21 protein-coding genes and 1 tRNA gene are annotated in these 17709 nt (G+C 67.5%); 12 read left to right on the top strand and 10 right to left on the bottom strand.

What is annotated here, in order from left to right; all coding sequences use genetic code 11:
* Positions 1-71 precede the first annotated feature (71 nt).
* The 4 genes from RQG82_RS11340 to RQG82_RS11325 all read left to right on the top strand — a co-directional run bounded on the left by RQG82_RS11340 (position 72) and on the right by RQG82_RS11325 (position 3701).
* Entirely contained in the window at positions 72-1307 is a 1236-nt protein-coding gene (locus RQG82_RS11340; RefSeq protein ID WP_311259191.1) for an MFS transporter, read from the top strand.
* On the top strand, positions 1307-2896 hold the full coding sequence (locus RQG82_RS11335) for an amidohydrolase (RefSeq protein ID WP_311259190.1): 1590 nt from the start codon (positions 1307-1309) through the stop codon (positions 2894-2896). The genes RQG82_RS11340 and RQG82_RS11335 overlap by 1 nt, the downstream gene beginning before the upstream one ends.
* Before the next feature lie 189 nt (positions 2897-3085).
* On the top strand, positions 3086-3370 hold the full coding sequence (locus RQG82_RS11330; RefSeq protein WP_311259189.1) for a hypothetical protein: 285 nt from the start codon (positions 3086-3088) through the stop codon (positions 3368-3370).
* A gap of 55 nt (positions 3371-3425) precedes the next feature.
* A complete protein-coding gene (locus RQG82_RS11325) occupies positions 3426-3701 on the top strand; it encodes a hypothetical protein (protein WP_311259188.1) in 276 nt (91 codons plus the stop codon).
* An 83-nt stretch (positions 3702-3784) separates the two neighbouring features.
* Here the strand turns inward: RQG82_RS11325 and RQG82_RS11320 are convergent, their stop codons facing one another.
* Positions 3785-3952, bottom strand: a complete 168-nt coding sequence (locus tag RQG82_RS11320) for a hypothetical protein (protein WP_311259187.1) — start codon at positions 3950-3952, stop codon at positions 3785-3787.
* 16 nt (positions 3953-3968) lie between these two features.
* Between RQG82_RS11320 and RQG82_RS11315 the strand changes: the two genes are divergently transcribed.
* Entirely contained in the window at positions 3969-4163 is a 195-nt protein-coding gene (locus RQG82_RS11315) for a hypothetical protein (protein WP_311259186.1), read from the top strand.
* Between the two features lie 22 nt (positions 4164-4185).
* On the opposite strand, the gene RQG82_RS11310 is transcribed toward RQG82_RS11315, so the two are convergent.
* The 3 genes from RQG82_RS11310 to RQG82_RS11300 all read right to left on the bottom strand — a co-directional run bounded on the left by RQG82_RS11310 (position 4186) and on the right by RQG82_RS11300 (position 7110).
* Complete coding sequence (locus RQG82_RS11310; protein WP_311259185.1) at positions 4186-5100, bottom strand: oxidoreductase; 915 nt, start codon at positions 5098-5100, stop codon at positions 4186-4188.
* A gap of 233 nt (positions 5101-5333) precedes the next feature.
* Positions 5334-6314, bottom strand: a complete 981-nt coding sequence (locus RQG82_RS11305; RefSeq protein WP_311259184.1) for an aldo/keto reductase — start codon at positions 6312-6314, stop codon at positions 5334-5336.
* A gap of 25 nt (positions 6315-6339) precedes the next feature.
* Complete coding sequence (locus tag RQG82_RS11300) at positions 6340-7110, bottom strand: SDR family NAD(P)-dependent oxidoreductase (RefSeq protein WP_311259183.1); 771 nt, start codon at positions 7108-7110, stop codon at positions 6340-6342.
* A gap of 170 nt (positions 7111-7280) precedes the next feature.
* Between RQG82_RS11300 and RQG82_RS11295 the strand changes: the two genes are divergently transcribed.
* Entirely contained in the window at positions 7281-8153 is an 873-nt protein-coding gene (locus tag RQG82_RS11295; protein ID WP_311259182.1) for a helix-turn-helix transcriptional regulator, read from the top strand.
* Between the two features lie 196 nt (positions 8154-8349).
* Here RQG82_RS11295 and RQG82_RS11290 read toward each other — a convergent pair.
* Positions 8350-8426: transfer RNA gene (locus RQG82_RS11290), tRNA-Pro, on the bottom strand.
* Between the two features lie 118 nt (positions 8427-8544).
* Between RQG82_RS11290 and RQG82_RS11285 the strand changes: the two genes are divergently transcribed.
* The 6 genes from RQG82_RS11285 to RQG82_RS11260 are packed head-to-tail and all read left to right on the top strand — an operon-like array spanning position 8545 to position 12388.
* Complete coding sequence (locus RQG82_RS11285) at positions 8545-9129, top strand: GNAT family N-acetyltransferase (RefSeq protein WP_311259181.1); 585 nt, start codon at positions 8545-8547, stop codon at positions 9127-9129.
* A complete protein-coding gene (locus tag RQG82_RS11280) occupies positions 9126-9323 on the top strand; it encodes a hypothetical protein (protein WP_311259180.1) in 198 nt (65 codons plus the stop codon). Before RQG82_RS11285 ends, RQG82_RS11280 begins: the two co-directional genes overlap by 4 nt.
* Positions 9324-9344: 21 nt before the next feature.
* Positions 9345-9800 (top strand): hypothetical protein, encoded by a 456-nt coding sequence (locus RQG82_RS11275; RefSeq protein ID WP_311259179.1) that lies wholly within the window; start codon positions 9345-9347, stop codon positions 9798-9800.
* Positions 9801-9840: 40 nt separating this feature from the next.
* Positions 9841-10509, top strand: coding sequence for a lysoplasmalogenase (locus RQG82_RS11270; protein ID WP_311259178.1), 669 nt, complete (start codon positions 9841-9843; stop codon positions 10507-10509).
* Positions 10509-10895, top strand: a complete 387-nt coding sequence (locus tag RQG82_RS11265) for an RNA-binding S4 domain-containing protein (protein ID WP_311259177.1) — start codon at positions 10509-10511, stop codon at positions 10893-10895. Before RQG82_RS11270 ends, RQG82_RS11265 begins: the two co-directional genes overlap by 1 nt.
* Positions 10896-10933: 38 nt before the next feature.
* Positions 10934-12388: a DUF222 domain-containing protein gene (locus RQG82_RS11260; protein WP_311259176.1), complete on the top strand. Its 1455-nt coding sequence runs from the start codon at positions 10934-10936 to the stop codon at positions 12386-12388.
* Positions 12389-12445: 57 nt separating this feature from the next.
* On the opposite strand, the gene RQG82_RS11255 is transcribed toward RQG82_RS11260, so the two are convergent.
* From RQG82_RS11255 to RQG82_RS11235, 5 genes are all read right to left on the bottom strand, one after another.
* Positions 12446-13474, bottom strand: coding sequence for an NUDIX domain-containing protein (locus RQG82_RS11255; RefSeq protein WP_311259175.1), 1029 nt, complete (start codon positions 13472-13474; stop codon positions 12446-12448).
* An 88-nt stretch (positions 13475-13562) separates the two neighbouring features.
* Positions 13563-15083 (bottom strand): ribosome biogenesis GTPase Der, encoded by a 1521-nt coding sequence (der, locus tag RQG82_RS11250; protein WP_311259174.1) that lies wholly within the window; start codon positions 15081-15083, stop codon positions 13563-13565.
* On the bottom strand, positions 15076-15750 hold the full coding sequence (gene cmk / locus RQG82_RS11245; protein WP_311259173.1) for a (d)CMP kinase: 675 nt from the start codon (positions 15748-15750) through the stop codon (positions 15076-15078). The genes der and cmk overlap by 8 nt, the downstream gene beginning before the upstream one ends.
* Complete coding sequence (locus RQG82_RS11240; RefSeq protein ID WP_311259172.1) at positions 15743-16888, bottom strand: prephenate dehydrogenase; 1146 nt, start codon at positions 16886-16888, stop codon at positions 15743-15745. The genes cmk and RQG82_RS11240 overlap by 8 nt, the downstream gene beginning before the upstream one ends.
* Positions 16885-17673, bottom strand: coding sequence for a pseudouridine synthase (locus RQG82_RS11235; protein ID WP_311259171.1), 789 nt, complete (start codon positions 17671-17673; stop codon positions 16885-16887). Before RQG82_RS11235 ends, RQG82_RS11240 begins: the two co-directional genes overlap by 4 nt.
* Positions 17674-17709: the final 36 nt, after the last annotated feature.

Here is a 17709-nt window from a genome sequence, read left to right as displayed (position 1 = left end):
ATTCGCGCCCCACCCGATGCGCACCGGCAGAACCTTCGCGCACATCGCCGTGCCCTCTCAGTGGGAGAACCATGACCGCCATCGACCTCAGCACCCGGGTTCCGCTCCGGCTGCCGACCGCCACCGCCACCTTCGCGATCGGAATCGCGGGCTATCTCGGCGTCAACCTGTCGCCCTACATGATCACCGCTGCTCAGACCGGCCTCAGCATCGACGTGCTCGCCGCGAGCTGGCTCGTCACCGCGACCCTGCTGCTCACCGCGATCACCGGACTCGCGATCGCCCCGCTCTGCGCCGGCAGCCACCGGCGAGCCGTGGCCCGAACCGGACTCGCCATCGCTGCGGTCGGATTCGCCCTCGCAGCACTGTTTCCGGCGCTCATCGTTCCCGCGCTGCTGGTCGGCGGGGCGGGAGCCGGCGGTGCCGTTGCTGCCTCGGGAGCCGCACTCGCCGCCTTCCGGAACCCCGACAGGGTCGCGGGGTTCAACGGTCTCGCGAACCGTGGCGTGATCACGATAGTGCTGGCGGTGATCCCCCTCGTCGGGCTCGCGCCGATCGATGTCTTCGGCGCACTCGCGCTGTTCAGCATCGTCGGACTGGTCGTCTCAGCGTGGTTGCCTGCGGCTCCGGTCGTCGATCCCCAGGCGGGGGCTGCCGTCGCCGAGGCGATGCCGATCGAAGTGCCACCGACTGGCACGGTGCGCCTCTCTCCCGCACGCTCGCGAACCGTCACGATCGCCGGATTCAGCCTCCTCGTCGTGTTCGCGCTGTGGGCGGCGAGCGAGGATTCGCTCTGGGCCATGGCCGGTATCATGGGCGCCGAGCAGACCGGTCTGACGCCCGAGGGACTGGGCCTCGCGCTCAGCGGTGCGACGGCGGGCGGCCTCATCGGGTCTGTGCTGCTCATGATCGTCGGATCCCGGCTGGGTCGAGCAGTGCCGCTCGCAGTGCTGCTGGTGGCAGGAGGACTGCTGAAGATCGTCGAGGGGTTCACCTCTGATCCGGCCGCGTTCATCGTCGTGTTCATCGCCTGGAACACCGTGTATGCGATCGCCTTCATGTACTTCGTGTCGACCTCGGCGGCACTCGATGCCGACGGCCGCTGGTCTGGGCCCCTGCTCGCGGTCTACCTCGTCGGCTCGGCGCTCACCCCCGTGATCGGCGCTGCCCTCGTCGGCGCGCTCGGGTTCCAGGGGTTCGCCGTCGCACTGGGCATCGCGAGCTTCGTGCTCGCCGTGCCGGCGAGCGCCATCGCCCTGCTCTCGACACGCCTCGAGCGCGCAGCCACCACCGAGGAGACGCTCTGATGACCCGCACGCTCTATCGCAACGCCCGCTTCTTCACCGCCGACGAAACCGCCTGGGCCGAGGCGGTAGTCGTCGACGGCACAGAGTTCGCCTTCGTCGGCGCCGAGGCCGACGCACCGCCGACGGATGCCGTCGTCGACCTCGGGGGAAGAGTCGTGTTTCCCGGGTTCACCGACGCGCACACCCATCTGCTGATGATGGGCGAGGCGCTCGGCCAGATCGGGCTCACCGATGCCGGCTCGCTCGACGAGATCCAGCGCAGGGTTCGACAGGCACGCGAGACCTCCACCGGCGCGGTGCGCGGGCGCGGATGGCTCTTCGACGCGATCCCGGGTGGATCGCCGACGGCGGCGATGATCGACGCCGTCGTCGCGGATGTCCCCGTCTATCTCGATGCCAACGATTATCACTCCTGCTGGGTCAACTCGGCGGCGCTCGAGGAGTTGGGGATCACCCGCGAGACACCTGACCCGATCGGTGGCCGGATCGAGAAGGATGCCGACGGCGAGCCGACCGGGATGCTCTACGAGACGGCCGCGCAGCAGCATGCGTGGGCGCACAGGGATGCCACGACCACCGATGAGCAGCGGGATGCGGCGGTGCAGCGCGTCATCGAGTCGTATCTCGCGGCGGGTGTCACCGGCGCCGTCGACATGGCGTTCGACGGGCTCGCGCTCGCGGCGCTCGAGCGGGCGGAAAGGCGAGGCGAACTGCCGTTGCGGATAGCCGCGCACTGGTTCGTCGCGAACGCCGGCGATGACACGCTGAACCTGACTCAGGTCGCCGAGGCGGCAGAGCGGGCCGAGGCTGCCTCGAGCGCTGTTCGGGTGATCGGCATCAAGCTCGTTCTCGACGGCACGATCGACGCGTGCACCGCAGCGATGCGTGCACCGTATGCGGATGGCACCAGCGCGGCGCCGATCTGGCCGGCCGATCGCCTGTTCCCGGTCGTCGCGGCTGCGGATGCCGCGGGGCTGCAGGTTGCGCTGCATGCGATCGGCGATGCGGCGAGCACGCTCGCCCTGGATGCCATCGAGCACGCGGTCACCGTCAACGGCGATCGTCCGCGTCGCCATCGGATCGAGCATCTCGAGTACGCGGCTCCCGGCACGGCCGAGCGGATGGCGCGCCTGGGCGTGACGGCGTCGATGCAGCCGGTGCACGCCGACCCCGCGATCTTCGCCAACTGGGCGGCTCAGCTCGGCGATGATCGCGCGGAGCGCGCATTCGCCTGGCCGGAGTACGAAGACGCAGGTGCACTGCTCGCCTTCTCGACGGACGCTCCCACCGCGCCGCACGCGGCGCTCGCGAACATGTACGTGGCCACGACACGGGCGTCGGCTCTGGACCCGGATGTGCCTGCGGTGCATCCGCAGTTCGCCCTACCTCTCGAACGCGCGATCGCCCATGCGACGCGTGACGCCGCGGTGTCGATCGGAGACGGGGCGTGGCGTGGCCGCATAGCAGTGGGCCAGGCGGCGGACTTCGCCGTGCTCGACGTCGATCCGTTCTCGGAGGGCAGCCGGTCGCTGCTCACAGCCCGCGTTCTGCGCACGGTGATCGGCGGGCGCACCGCGTACGAAGCGTGAGACGTCGCCCCCGCGGCATCCGTCGACGGCCCTCTTGAGCGATATACCGGTCTGTTCGTATAATTCTGGTGAACTCTGGCGGGTAGAGGGCGCCCGCCGATCAGGCGGTGATGTCATCGCCCGGTGGCGGAGCGCTCCCTCTGTCAGCCGATGGCGAATACGACTGATTGGAGTGTTGAGATGTCCGCGATGCCCGATCCGAGGTTCGAGCTCCGCAGGGTGACTGAGACCGAGTGGCTGATCGTCGACCACAAGTACGAGCCGCACGACGCACGTCAGACCGTCGCCTGCATCTACCAGGTTGATGCCGTCGAGGTCGACGTTCTCTGGTTGCGCAATCTTCCCTTGGCGAGCTCGTACATGTCGGCCGAAGAAGTGCTCAGCGATCTGCAGCGGTTCCACAACCCGCCGAGCCGGTCGACGGCGCCGATAACGATCCCTCACCTTCCTCCGCTTGCGACGACGTTCAGTTGATACCCCTACGGAGCGGTACCCCGGCCCGGCGACCGCCGCGCCATAGGCTGGCCTCATGCTCATCGCTCTGATCCGTCCCGTCGAGACCAGCACTGCAGACGTCATCGGAACGACACTCGCCGAGGTGATCGTCGAGCTCGAACAGCACCGCCAGCCCGGTTTCGAGCTGGCCTCGGCGCCGGTGCGGATGCTGAAGGGCGTGGCCAAGATGGAGGCGACCGGCACGTTCACACGGGTCGACGGCGTGCAGGAGATCGAGGCCGACGACATGACCTCGCTCGAGGCGAAGGTGCCAGAAGGATGGCGGATGCTGACGGTGCGCACCGCCTAAGTCGAGAGACCCGCTGCCAGCGAAGAAGACCCCCACCGGCTCAACGCCGGGTGGGGGTCTTCGCTCTTCAGGGCGTGGCCGATTCAGCCGCCCGACGGGTTCTCGAGCGGCGCGCCGTCTTCGTCGGTGGTCTCGTCTTCGAGGATCTCGTCCGTGCTCTTGGACGTCGAATCATCGGGTGCACCACCCGAGGCGGTGTCAGCCTCTTCGTGGCCGTCAGTGGTTCCGTGCGTGTTCTGCAGATCGCTCATTGCATCTCCTCTGTCGATGAGCCGACGGTATGCGCGCGGCCCCGGGTTCGAGGAGGGGGTTGACGCGCAGACGTGCGGAGTGGTGCGCGCCGAACTGCTGACCGTCGGCCGCACGGAGCACGACAACTCCGCGTTCAGCCGGCGACGGCCGGCGATCGTCGACCCCGACTTCGCGCCCGTCTTGCGACTGGGAACGGGCGACCTGATCTGACGCGCCAGTCCGGCAGCGTCGTCTACCCGGGGCCGTCGCTTGCAGCTGCGAGCAGGGGCACGACGACATCGCTGACAGGTGTGGGAATGCCGTGCTTCCGACCGAGTCGCACGATGACACCGTTGCGAATGTCCCATTCGAGAGGTCGACGGGCTTCGCGATCCGTGAGGATCGACGTTCCCATGTCCGCGGGGAAGCCCTGGAACGCGCCTATGATCTCGAGCGGCACTTCGTCGCCCAGATCGGCCCCCTCCGCACGGGCGACCGCCAGACACTCCCGTGCATAGTCCAGAGCAAGTCCGGCGATGTCCTCACGGGCGAACATTCCCGCCCGCCGCCCCGCGAGGACCATGAGCCCTGCCACCGCGTTCTGCAGCAGCTTGCGCCACGCGACAGTCGTGAAGTCGGTCGCCAGCTCGACGGTGCAATGACTCGCGCGCAGCACCTCCTGCACCACCTGGGCGGGGCCGACGTCGGGCAGGGTCAGGCGGGCGTCGCCCCGCAGCCACACGGAGCCGTCGGGTTGTGGCTGTGCGGGGAACCAGACGACCGCCGGCACCACAGGGGAATCCGGGACGTGCGGTGCGACCGCCGTCTCCTGCTCGACGCCGTTCTGCAGGACGCACACCACGGTGTCGGGGCGACACAGCGCGCTGAGCCACGGCGCCGCCGCATCGACCTGCGTCGCCTTCACGGCGAGGAAGACGAGGTCGACGCCCTTTTCGATCTGCCATGGATCGGTCAGCACAGGACCCGGCACGGTGACGAGGTCGTCACCGTGCCGCAGCTCCAGATGTTCGCGTGCGGAGCGACCGCAGAGCATCGGAGTACGTCCCACCTCATGCAGCGCCGCAGCAATCGTGGTGCCGATCGCCCCTGGGCCCACCACTGCGATGAGCTTCTCCCCCGACTTCGATGATTCAGACAGATCGGCCATAACGCTCCCTCACCTGGACGCAGTATCGACAGCCTATCCAGAGCGGTCTCCGGCCCCTGTCGTCAGGGGGCCCTTCGAACACGCTGAGGTCTGAGGTGATCTCGCCCAACTCGACCGGGTGGGTAGTCCCGGCCGGGATGACCTTCAGCGCCGCGAGATGCGTACGGCCGCCGACTGGGCACCTCTGCGTTCTCTTCCGTTCTCTTGCGCTGATCAGATGGTGAGAAGACTGGTCACCTGTCGATGGAGAGCATGTTGGCTTCGTCGTGCCGTTCGCCGGCAGCGGGCTCGAGTGCGGTCAGCCGGTCGGCCTGGTCGGCGGTGAGCACGACAGCATCCGCCGCGGTGTTCTCCTCCACTCGTGCCACGCGGCGCGTGCCCGGGATGGGGGCGATGTCATCTCCGCGGGTGAGGATCCACGCCAGCGCCGTCTGCGCGGGGGTCGCACCGATCTCGGCGCCGATCGCACGCACCTCGTCGACGAGACGGAGGTTGCGGGTGAAGTTCTCGCCGACGAAACGCGGGTTGGTCTTGCGCCAGTCGTCATCAGGGATGTCGGCCGCAGAACGGATCTGGCCTGTGAGCAGCCCGTGACCGAGCGGCGAGTAGGGAACGAAGCCGATGCCGAGCTCGCGCAGCAGCGGCAGGATCTCCGACTCGACGTCACGGGTCCACAGCGAGTACTCGGTCTGCAGCGCCGACACCGGCTGCACGGCGTGTGCGCGGCGGATCGTCTGCGCTGAGGCTTCGGAGAGCCCGAAGTGCAGCACCTTGCCCTCGGCGATCAGGTCGGCGACGGCGCCCGCGGTGTCTTCGATAGGTGTGTTCGGGTCGACCCTGTGCTGGTAGTAGAGGTCGATGTGGTCAGTGCCCAAGCGTCGCAGCGAACCCTCCACAGCAGCCCTGACGTTCTCGGGCGCACTGTCGATCACGCCGGGGCCGCCGCCGGAGTGCGAGACGAGGCCGAACTTGGTGGCGATCTTCACCTGATCGCGGCGCCCTCTGAGGGCCTGTCCGACGATCTCCTCACTGAGATAGGGGCCGTAGATCTCGGCGGTGTCGATGTGGGTGACGCCCAGGTCGAGGGCCCGGTGGATGGTGCGGACGGACTCGTCATTGTCGAGGCCGCCGCCGGTCGTGTAGGTGCCGGCCATGGTCATGGCGCCGAGGCCGATGCGGGAGACTTCGAGGGCTCCGAGGTGTGCGTTCTTCATGTCATGTCCTTCTGTCGGGTGCGTGTCAGGCCTGAGAGGTGGGCATTGCCCACAGCTCGGCGATGGAGGAGCGGCGGTGGCGGGTCACCATGTAGGCGATGCTCTCGGCGATGTCTTCCGGCTGCAGCTTCTCGGGGATGTTCTCGGCGTCTGAGACGGCGAGGTCGTTCTTGATGGTGTCGTTGTTGTGCGAGACCAGTTCGGTGTCGACGGCGCCGGGCTCGAGCACGCCGACTCGCACGTGCTCCTTGGTGATCTCCTGGCGGAGTGCCTCGGTGAAGCCGTTCACACCGAACTTCGTCATGTTGTAGGCGGCGAAGTTCGCCCACGCCTGTCGGCCCGCGATGGAGGAGATGTTGACGATGTCCGCGACTCCGCGCGGGCCGTCTTCCGCTGCACTCAGCAGGTGCGGGAGCGCCGCCTTCGTCATGAAGAGCAGGCCGTTCTGGTTCACGGCGATCATCCGCTCCCATTCCTCGATGTCCTGCTCGACGACGCTCCCCAGCAGCATGAGGCCGGCGTTGTTGACGAGGATGTCGAGGCGCCCGAGGCGGTCGATGACCGTCTGCACGGCGCTCTCTGCTGCAGCGCGGTCGGTGATGTCGGCGGTGACGGCCAGTGCCGATCCGCCTGCCGCTTCGATCTCGGCGACGAGGGCGAGAAGTCGCTCCTGGCGGCGTGCGACGACAGCGACGGTGGCGCCAAGTCCGGCGAGTTCCTTCGCCGTGGCTTCGCCGATGCCGCTGCTGGCTCCGGTGATGATGGCGACGGTTCCGGTGAGGTTGTTGTGTGCCATGAGGAGTGCGTCCCTTTCGTGGAGAGCTGCCGAATTCGAGAGTTGCCTGTCGAGGTCTCGGCGACGGATATCTAGAGTCAACGCTCCTCCGCCGGAGTTAGCGTGGCCCTACGTATGGGTGCCCCAGCAGGGACCCCCAAGATGGTCGACACCGGCGTAGTTTCGATGTCATGGACACTCACGACGCCATCAGCGACTTCCTCACCACGAGGCGCGCGAAACTCACCCCGGAGCAAGTGGGCTTGCCGGACTTCGGCGGTCGTCGCCGCGTCCCCGGGCTGCGTCGCGAAGAGGTCGCCCTCGTCGCCGGGATGAGCTCGGAGTACTACAAGCGCCTCGAGCGCGGGAACGCCGCGGGGGTATCGGAATCGGTCATCGACGGGGTCAGTCGAGCCCTCCAGCTGGATGAGGCGGAACACGCGCATCTGCTCGATCTGATCCGGGCGGCCAACGCCGGCGCCCATCCGCAGCAGCGGCAGCGCCCTGTGCGCAAGACACAGCTCACCTTCGGAATGCGTCAGACAATAGACGCGATGTCCACCGTCCCCGTATACGTGCAGAACGGCCGACTCGACGCTATCGCCACAAACGCCCTGGGCCGGGCCGTCTTCTCCGAGATGCTCGACCATGCCAGCCCGCCCGCGAACGCTGCACGCTTCATCTTCCTCGATGCGCGCGCCCAGACCTTCTATCCCGGCTGGGAGGCACAGACCCGCCAGATCGTCGCCATGCTCCGCGCGGAAGCAGGTCGGTCGCCATACGACCGGCAACTCAGCGATCTCATCGGCGAGCTGTCCACACGTAGCGACCTCTTCCGGAAGCTGTGGGGAGCGCACGACGTCCGCGAACACCGCACCGGACTCAAGACCGTCCACCACCCGATCGTCGGCGATCTCGAGCTCACCTTCCAGGCCATGGACCTCGCCTCAGATCGCGGGCTCCAGATGATCGTCTTCTCCGCACAACCCGGATCTGCCACCCACGAGCGCCTTCAGCTGCTCGCCAATCTGACCGAAACCACCGTCGAGAACGCGCTTCGCTGAGCCGAGGGAACGCAGATGGCGCGGTCATCCCGAGGCAGATGAAACCTCACCGGGAGGCAGGTACCGCAGAAGGCTGTTGAATACGGCAGAGCGCGTCGGACTCCGAAGACACGAAAAAGGGAAGGGCACCTGCTCGAAGCAGGTGCCCTTCCCTTTTTTCTCGCTGTTCTGCAATCAGTATTGCCAACAGCCCTTGTGGTCGGGCTGACAGGATTTGAACCTGCGACCCCTTGACCCCCAGTCAAGTGCGCTACCAAGCTGCGCCACAGCCCGTTGTTCTGCACTCTCGCGCAGGCAACTCCCCTATCTTAGCCCCACTCTCCCGCCCTTCGCGAACCGGGTGAGCGCCGGGCGTTGCGTGGTGTCGGAGGCACAGCGTACGGTCACCTGCATGGCGACGATCACGACAGAGTTGGCCACGACCGCCCGGTGGGACGACGTGCAGCACGCACTTACGGGCGGCGGCGATGGTGCCAGCTGCCAGTGCATCTGGCCGATGCTGAGCAACAAGGAGTGGAACGAGACGAACACGCCGCAGCGCACCGAGATGTTGCGCGATGAGATCGACGCGGGTCCTCCGCCCGGTCTGATCGCCTATGTCGATGGCGACGCCGCCGGATGGATCCGGATCGGGCCGCGTACGAAGCAGCAGCGGGTGCCGCGCACGCGCATGATCGCCGCAGCATCCGCCGAGCCCTTCGACGATGACTCGGTGTGGGCAGTCACGTGCTTCGTGGTCCGTCGCGAACATAGAGGCTCCGGCCTCAACCTCGAACTGCTGCGCGCCGCGGGCGACTTCGCGCGAAGCTCGGGAGCCCGACTCATCGAGGGCTATCCCGTCGACACCCGCGGCGAGAAGAAGCGCACGAACGACCTGTTTCACGGCATGCTCACCACATTCCTGGCTGCAGGCTTCGAAGAGAGAGCCGAGATGAAGCCGGGACGAGCTCTCGTGGCATTGGAGCTCTCCGCGTGACCGAAGCGACAGAGCTGCCCGCATCCATGGGCAAGGTCGCGCGCAGAGAGCTGGCGCTGCAGGGGCTCACCCGTCTCGACCAGTTCGACGGAGTGTCCGAGAGCGCGCTCCTCGCGATTCACGGGGTGGGCCCGAAAGCCATCCGCCTCCTGCGCGAAGAACTCGAGTCTCGCGGCTCGGCTCTCAGACCGTGAGCGACCGCTAGCGTAGGCGACATGAGCGACGAGAACCCGACCATCGAAGACCCCGAACTGGGCACCCTCACGCGCGCGACGACGGAGCTGACTGATGGAACCGTGCTGACCCACGACTGGTACGCCGGTGGCACGGTCGTCAATGGCGCACCCCTCGATCTCATGCTCGAAGGGACCACCGTCGATGAGGCGGCCGCTCTGCTCCCCCACGTGCACGAGACGATCGCCGCCCTCGGCGTGCTGCGACGCTTGGCTACGGATGCCGTCGTGGCCGCCTTCAGCAACGTCACCCCCGAGCAGCACGAGCTCGACGACGCGGCATCCGACCTCAGCCTCGAGACGCTCGAGGCTTCAGCCGACGGCACCGTCGTGCTGCACTTCATCGACACCTGCTCCCAGCACTTCCCCGAGGGGTACTGGCCTGCCGTCCACCTCGGCACCGACGGTCAGATCACCCAGGTCACCGTCGAGTCCTGAGCACGTCAGGCACCGTTCCATCCCGCCCTACGATGGGGAGATGCAGCGCCGCCGCCAGCCTGATCCGCTTCTGTGGGCATTCCTGCCCTACATCGCGGTCTCGGTGACCCACGTGGCACTGCTGGGCCTTGAGAGTCCCGCCGCCGGCCCTACCAAGCTGCTGCTCATGCCCCTGCTCGCTCTGCCGGTGCTGGTGTCGTTGCGCCGGATCCGGGAGCGCGCCGCGCAGGCATTGATTCTCGTGGCCCTCGCGTTCTCATGGCTCGGCGACAGCGCGGGCGCGCTCTTCCCCGCCGCGCCGGAAGTACCGCTGATGTTGGTGTTCTTCGGCATCGCGCATCTGGCATACATCAGCCTCTTCATCCGTCACCTCACGCAGCGTCGGATGCCGTGGTGGGCGCTCGTATACGCCGGATGGTGGGTGGCGATGGTGGCTTTCGTTGGGCCCCATGCCGGTGGGCTGCTGATCGCGGTCGCCATCTACGGACTCGTCCTCGGTGCCACAGCGGCATTCTCGACTCGGTGCCATCCGCTCGTCGCGATCGGCGGCGCCTTCTTCCTCGCGAGCGACACTCTGCTGGCCCTCCGTCTCTTCCTCCCCGACTCGCTCCCCGCCTGGAGCAGCCCTGCCATCATGGCCACCTACACGATCGGACAGGGCCTGATCATCGCCGGCGCCCTGATCGCACTGAGAAACCGAGGTGCCTGATGGCCGATACTGCACGGGTCGACAGCTGGCTCTGGGCGATCCGCGTCTACAAGACGCGCTCGGCTGCGACGACCTCATGCCGTGCAGGGCATGTGCGCCTGAACGGCGATAAGGTGAAGGCCGCTCAGCACGTGCACATCGGCGACGAGCTGCGTGTGCGGATCGCCGGTTTCGATCGGATTCTGATCGTTCGCCAGCTGCTCGTCAAGCGTGTCGGTGCGCCAGTCGCTGCCCTCGCCTACGAGGATCGCACACCCGAGCGCGAGCCTCAGGCTGCTCTCGGGCTGCGCGATCGGGGCGCGGGGCGACCCACCAAGCGCGAGCGACGAGACATCGACAAGCTGCGGGGCCGAGGATATGAGGATGACGGCATATTCCACGGCTGACACTGGGCAGAGTCGAACATATCTTCTAAACTGAGGGCATGGCTCAGCGCACCGATCTCGACCTCGATCTGGAGGAGCGCCGCCGCCTGCTCGACGAGTGGGTCGCCACGCGGCGCCAGATCGCTGCGCTCGAAGCCCAGTCGTACGCGCTCCTCGTAGCGCGCATCAGCGTGCACGACGCTGACGTCTCCGAGAGCCCCCACCACCGTGATGCGATCTATCGATCGATGATCGCGGAGTACTCCGCGGCAGGGCACATCCCGAAGGGATCCATCGAATACGCCTTCACCGATGCACGCACTCTGTCACGGGCCCTACCTGCCGTGTTTGCCTCCTTTGCGGCTGGCTCGATCACCGCGCACCATGTCCGTGAGATCGTGCGAGCCAGCGAGATCGTCGACGACGCCATACGCGACGGACGCGTGGAAGCCGCGACGATGGGTCTCTACGAGGCCGCAGTGCTCGTGGTCGCTGAGCAGGACACCGCGTCGCGCACGAAGCCCCACGCTCGCAAGGTCGCGGCCCGTCTCGTGGGCCAGACCGTCGTCGAGACCCAGCGGCGCGCGGCGACCGAGCGCTGCGTCACCGTCAGGTCGGTCGGTGACGGCCTGGCTGCGCTCACGGCGGTCCTCCCCGAATGGGTCGCCGTGGCGATCTCCGATCGACTCACGCAGATGGCGCGACACATCGCCCGCACGCGTGACGAGCGGGAGCCTATTCTCGATCCACTCGACGACTCCGAGAACTCGCTCTACCTCTCCGATCTCTCCCCCGAAGACCCTCGGTACGACGCCTACTTCGAGGCCGGAGTGATCGCCGCCGACGGTACCTTCGTCACCGATCCGCTCGCCGGCCTGATCGACCCGATGACCGATCCGGCGAGTCCCGACGTCGAGCACCTTTCCGGCGATACCCGCACGTTCGATCAGATCCGCGCCGATCTGCTGTCCGATCTGCTGCTCTCCTCTGATCCGAGCGAAGCGAACGGCACAGGACTCGAGAACGTCTCGGCCCGCATTCAGGTCACGGTCGCTGCGAGCACCCTCGCCGGAGATGATGATCGCCCCTCCGAACTCGACGGACACGGACCACTCGATCCCGATGTCGCCCGCGGGCTTGCGGGGCGCTGCACCGGATGGTCACGCCTGTTCCTCGACGCGACGGGCCTGGTGACAGAGACCGACTCCTACTCCCCCACAGAGCAGATGCGCCGCTTCCTTCGAGCGCGAGATCAGCACTGCAGATTCCCTGGATGCCGGATGCCGGTGCACCGCTGCGAGATCGACCACAACCATGACCACGCTCGCGGTGGACGAACACGCATCGACAACCTCAGCCACTTCTGCACGACGCATCATTCGCTCAAACACCCCGACATCGATGAGCGGCATCGGTGGACGGCCCGTCAGACTCCTGATGGGAGCATCACCTGGACCAGTCCGCTCGGCAGAGATTACGTCGACCCACCTCGTCGACGGGTCATGTTCGTCTGATCGCAGCGCTTCGCTCGGCTGCTGCCGTCTCGGTTGGAGCCATCACAGCTGGAGCCGTCAAGCCTGCTGCGGCAGCACGCCCAACAGCCAGCCAGCGGAGAGCACACGCGCGGCGCCCGCCGCGACGACGCGGTTCTGCAGCTCGCGGTCGCTCGTGACGGCGACGACATACTGTCCCGCGCGCGATCGACGTTCGACCTCCGCGACGATCGCGTCGTCGCCAGCTGCCTCAGCGCGCACTACCGACACCCCTCCTGCAGGGAGCATTTCAGGGGCCTCTGAACCTGCACCACCACCAGCACCAGCACCAGCACCAGCAGCACCACCGGCACCAGCACCAGCACCAGCACCAGCACCAGCAGACGGTGACGGCGACAGCGACGGTGCGGAGATCCCGCGCGCCTGCCCTTCGACGACAAGCGCGACCTCCGGGAACCAGAGCGTCCCGTCGATCCCGAGATCTGACGCAGGAACGGCAAGCCCGTTCAACCGACCAGACAGTCGAGCTGCCGCCCCCGCGCGATCCTTCCACCACCCGTCGGGTACTGAGCCGACCACGTTCGCGGCATCGACGACGAACGACGGACGAACCTCGAGCAGGGCGCGAAGAGCCGGCCATGCGCTGCCGAAACCGGGGTGCAGAGGTCGCGAGTCGACCTCCTCGACCGGCACCCACTCGAGCGCCACGCTCTCAGGGTCACTGATCACGGGTTCGAACGGGCGCACCACATCGGCGATGACGGTCGTGTATGACCACACGTCGAGGTCGAGCACACTGGTGAACCGCGGTCGCACGGAGCCATCGGGCACCCCCGCCTCCTCCTGCGCCTCACGCACAGCACCCACGATCGCACTCTCGCCCTGGTGCATCGCGCCACCGGGCAGTCCCCATGTGCCGCCGAAGTGGCTCCACGAGACTCGGTGCTGCAGCAGGATTCCGCGCTCGGGGTCGAATGCGAGCAGACCGGCGGCACCGTAACGCCCCCAGTACTTCTCTCCCGACGGGGCGACCACCCAGGCGTCACCCGGGTTCCGGGGCCCGTCGGGGCGGCGGGGTTCACCTGGGGCAGGAGGTACGACAGTCACCCCTTCAGCCTGTCACAGCATCCGGGCATCGGCACGCATCCGAGTCACACGCGGGAACAGCAGTCCACGCGTGCGACCCGGCGACGGATCAGCGCTGACGCTTCTCGCGCACCCGCATGTTGATGACGATGGGCGTTCCGTCGAACTCGTAGAGCTCGCGCAGGCGACGCTGGATGAATCGACGGTAACCGGGGTCGAGGAACCCGGTCGTGAACAGCACGAACGTGGGCGGACGAGTCGACGCCTGCGTGCCGAACAGGATGCGCGGCTGCTTTCCTCCACGCAGCGGGTGCGGGTGCTCCGCGACCAGCTCGGCGAGGAACGCGTTGAACTTGCCGGTCGGAATGCGACGGTCCCAGTTCGTGAGGGCGGTCTCGAGCGCGGGCACCAGCTTGTCGAGGTGACGGCCGGTCTTCGCCGAGATGTTCACGCGCGGGGCCCAGGCGACGTGCGCCAGGTCCTTCTCGATCTCGCGCTCGAGGTAGCGGCGACGATCAGCGTTCTCGAGATCGTCGTCGTTCAGACGGTCCCACTTGTTGAACGCGAGCACGAGCGAACGACCCGACTCGAGCACCAGGTCGATGATGCGAACATCCTGCTCGCTGATCGACTCCGACACGTCGAGCACGACGACACCGACCTCGGCCTTCTCAAGCGCAGCCGACGTACGCAGCGAGGCGTAGAAGTCGGCGCCCTGCGCCATGTGCACTCGGCGACGGATGCCGGCGGTGTCGACCAGACGCCACAGCTTGCCGCCGAGCTCGACGATCTCATCGACCGGGTCGCGGGTGGTTCCGGCGAGGTCATTGACGACCACACGCTCTTCGCCGGCGGCCTTGTTGAGCAGCGACGACTTGCCGACGTTCGGGCGACCGAGAATGGCGACGCGACGCGGTCCGCCGATCTCGGCCTTCGCGACGGCCGAGACATCGGGAAGCGTCTTCAGCAGCGCGTCGAGCAGGTCTGCGACGCCACGGCCGTGGATGGCCGAGACCGGGTGTGGCTCGCCGAGACCGAGGTTCCAGAGTGCTGCCGCTTCGGGCTCCTGACGGGCGTCGTCGATCTTGTTCGCGACGAGGAAGACGGGCTTGCCGCTCTTGCGCAGCATCTTCACGACGTGCTCGTCGGTCGACGTGGCGCCGACCATCGCGTCGACGACGAACAGCACGACGTCGGCGAGGTCGATCGCGACCTCCGCCTGCGCGGCGACCGAGCGGTCGATGCCGCGTGCGTCGGGCTCCCAGCCTCCGGTGTCGACGAGCGAGAAGCGACGGTCGGCCCACTCGGCCTTGTACGTCACGCGGTCGCGGGTCACGCCGGGGGTGTCCTCGACGACGGCCTCACGGCGTCCGAGGATGCGGTTCACGAGCGCCGACTTGCCGACGTTCGGGCGACCGACGATCGCGACGACCGGCAGGGCGGGGAAGAACTGGATGCCGTCCTCGCCCATCGTGATGCCGGCGAGCAGCGCGGCATCCTCGTCGTCGAGGTCGTAGTCGGCGAGACCCGCGCGCAACGTCTCGGCACGCGCTTCGGCGAGCTGCTCGTCGAGCTGCGCCATCTTCTCGGCGAGCTGGTCGGGGCCGCCTTCGTATTCGTCGTCAGCCATGGTGTACTCCTCGGGTTCGTTCGATCACCGCGAGGACGGCGTCGATGGTCTGTGTGAAATCGAGCTCCGTCGAATCGACGACCTCGACGCCTTCTGCGGCGTTCAGGAAGTCGACGACGGCGCTGTCTGAAGCGTCGCGCTTGTGCAGCGCGGCCGCGACGGTCTCGGCGTTCTCGCCGGCGAGTTCGCCGGCGCGTCGTGCGGCGCGCACCTCGGGCGCAGCCGTGAGAAGAATGCGCACCGGGGCGTCAGGCGCCACCACGGTGGTGATGTCGCGCCCCTCGACGACGACCGCCGGGTAGGGCGCGTCGGCGACGAGGGTGCGGAACAGACGATTGACCTGCTCGCGCACCTCGGGGACGCGAGCGACGCCGCTGACGGCGCTCGAGACGGAGGGGTCGCGGATCGCGTCCGTGACGTCGACGTCACCGACCCGGACCGTGCGATCGTCGGGGTCGAGGCCGAGGCGCACGGGGAAGTCGGTGACGGCGTCGAGCACCGCAGCAGCATCCGCGGTGTCGGCCCCTCGATCGAGCACATGCCAGGCGAGGGCGCGATACGCCGACCCCGTGTCGAGGTAGCCGAAGCCCAGAGTGCGGGCGACCGCCTTGGAGACACTGGACTTGCCGGAGCCGGCGGGCCCATCGATCGCGATGAAGTCAGTCATTGGTCGTACCTGCAATCCGCCAGCCGCGTTCCTGGAGTCCGGTGATCGCCCCGTGCAATGCCGCAGGGTCGACGCTGATCTCGGCGAGGCCGAACTGCGCGCCCGGCGAATGCTCGAGACGCAGGTCCTCGACGTTGACGCCGAGTTCTCCGAGCTCGCCGAACAGCCGGCCGAGCTGGCCGGCGGTGTCATCGATCATCACGATGAGCGACTCGAACCGCTGGTTCTGTCCGTGCTTTCCCGGGAGCCGCTCGACGCCGTCGTTTCCCTGTCGGATCGTCTCGGCGACCACGCGCCGAGCGCCGGGAGCTTCGGGCGCGCGCAGCGCGTCGGACACCTCCCGGAGGTCGGATGCCAGAGCGTCGAGGATCTCGACCACCGGCGCGGCGTTCGCTCCGAGGATCTGCACCCAGAGCTCAGGGGCCGACGCGGCGATGCGCGTCGTGTCGCGCACGCCCTGGCCGGAGAGGCGCAGCGCGCCCTCATCCGCCTCGGCTAGCCGCCCGGCAAGAAGACTGGCGATGACCTGCGGAACGTGGGAGGTGAGCGCGACCGAGCGGTCGTGCTCCTCGGGGGTCATCTCGAGTGGCATCGCTCCGACGTCGAGAGCCAGCGCCTCGACGAGCGCGAGATCCGCTGCCTTGGTGTCGGCATCACGGCACACGACCCACGGGCGTCCGATGAACAGGTCTGCGCGAGCGGAGATCGCTCCGCCGCGCTCTCGACCGGCGAGCGGGTGCGAACCGATGTAGCGGGTCAGATCGACTCCGCGGCTCTGCAGACTGTGGAGAGGCTCGAGCTTGACGCTCGCCACGTCTGTGACGACGGCGTGCGGGAAACGAGCCAACTCAGACTCGATGACGTCCGCAGTGACGTCCGGCGGCACGGCGACCACGACCAGCACCGGCGAGTCATCGTCGGCAGCCGAGCGACCGGCTCCGTAGTCGATCGCGAGGCGCAGCTGAGCCGGCGAGGTGTCGGCGAGCACCACATCGACGCCCTTGGCGCGAAGCGCGTGGCCGATGCTCGCACCGAGCAGACCGGCGCCGACCACGCGTACGGTGCCGGAGAGCCTGGCCGCGATTCGCGGCGCGACAGAACTCCGAGCCCCCGTGGGCGCACTCGTCGTATCGGTCACTCGTTCTCCTGTTGCTCGCCTGGCGCCTCGGCGACACCGGAATCACGGCGCGACAGAGTCAACAGTGCGCCGAGTTCGATTTTAGTCAGTTCGCGGGTCTTCCCAACCGGGAGGGTTCCCAGGTGCAGCGGACCGAACTGGCGGCGCACGAGTTCGGTCACCGGGTGGCCGACGGCTGCCAGCATCCGTCTGACGATCCGATTGCGTCCCGAGTGCAGTGTCAGCTCGACGAGACTCGACCCGCGCGAGGTGTCGAGCAGCCGCGCCTTGTCTGCCGCGATCGGGCCGTCGTCCAGATCGATGCCCTTGGTGAGCTTCGAGATCGTCTGCGCGGACACCTCACCCTCGACCTTCGCGATGTACACCTTGGTGACACCGAACGACGGGTGAGCGAGCACGTGTGCGAGGTTGCCGTCGTTCGTCAGGACGAGCAGGCCGCTGGTCTCGGCGTCGAGTCGCCCGACGTTGTACAGGCGCTCCTCGTAGTCGTCGGTGAAGACACGCAGATCGGGCCGGCCGTTCTCGTCGCGAAGGCTGCTGACCACTCCGGTCGGCTTGTTGAGCATCACATACCGCTTCGTCACGTCGAGCTGAACCGCAGTGCCGTCCACGTCGATGAGGTCGGTCTCCGGGTCGACGCGGCGGCCGAGCTCGGTGACGGTCTGCCCGTTCACCCGGATGCGTCCCTCGACGATGTACTGCTCGATCACGCGTCGTGAGGCCACGCCCGCCGCCGACAGCACCTTCTGCAGGCGGATGCCCTCTGGTGTCTCGAAGCCGCTCATCGGATGGTCCCTTCGTTGAAACTGAATCTGTGCATC

Source organism: Microbacterium sp. WCS2018Hpa-9 (genome assembly GCF_031843745.1).
In the GTDB taxonomy this organism is placed as follows: domain Bacteria; phylum Actinomycetota; class Actinomycetes; order Actinomycetales; family Microbacteriaceae; genus Microbacterium.
This window is presented reverse-complemented; position numbering and strand designations above follow the sequence as displayed.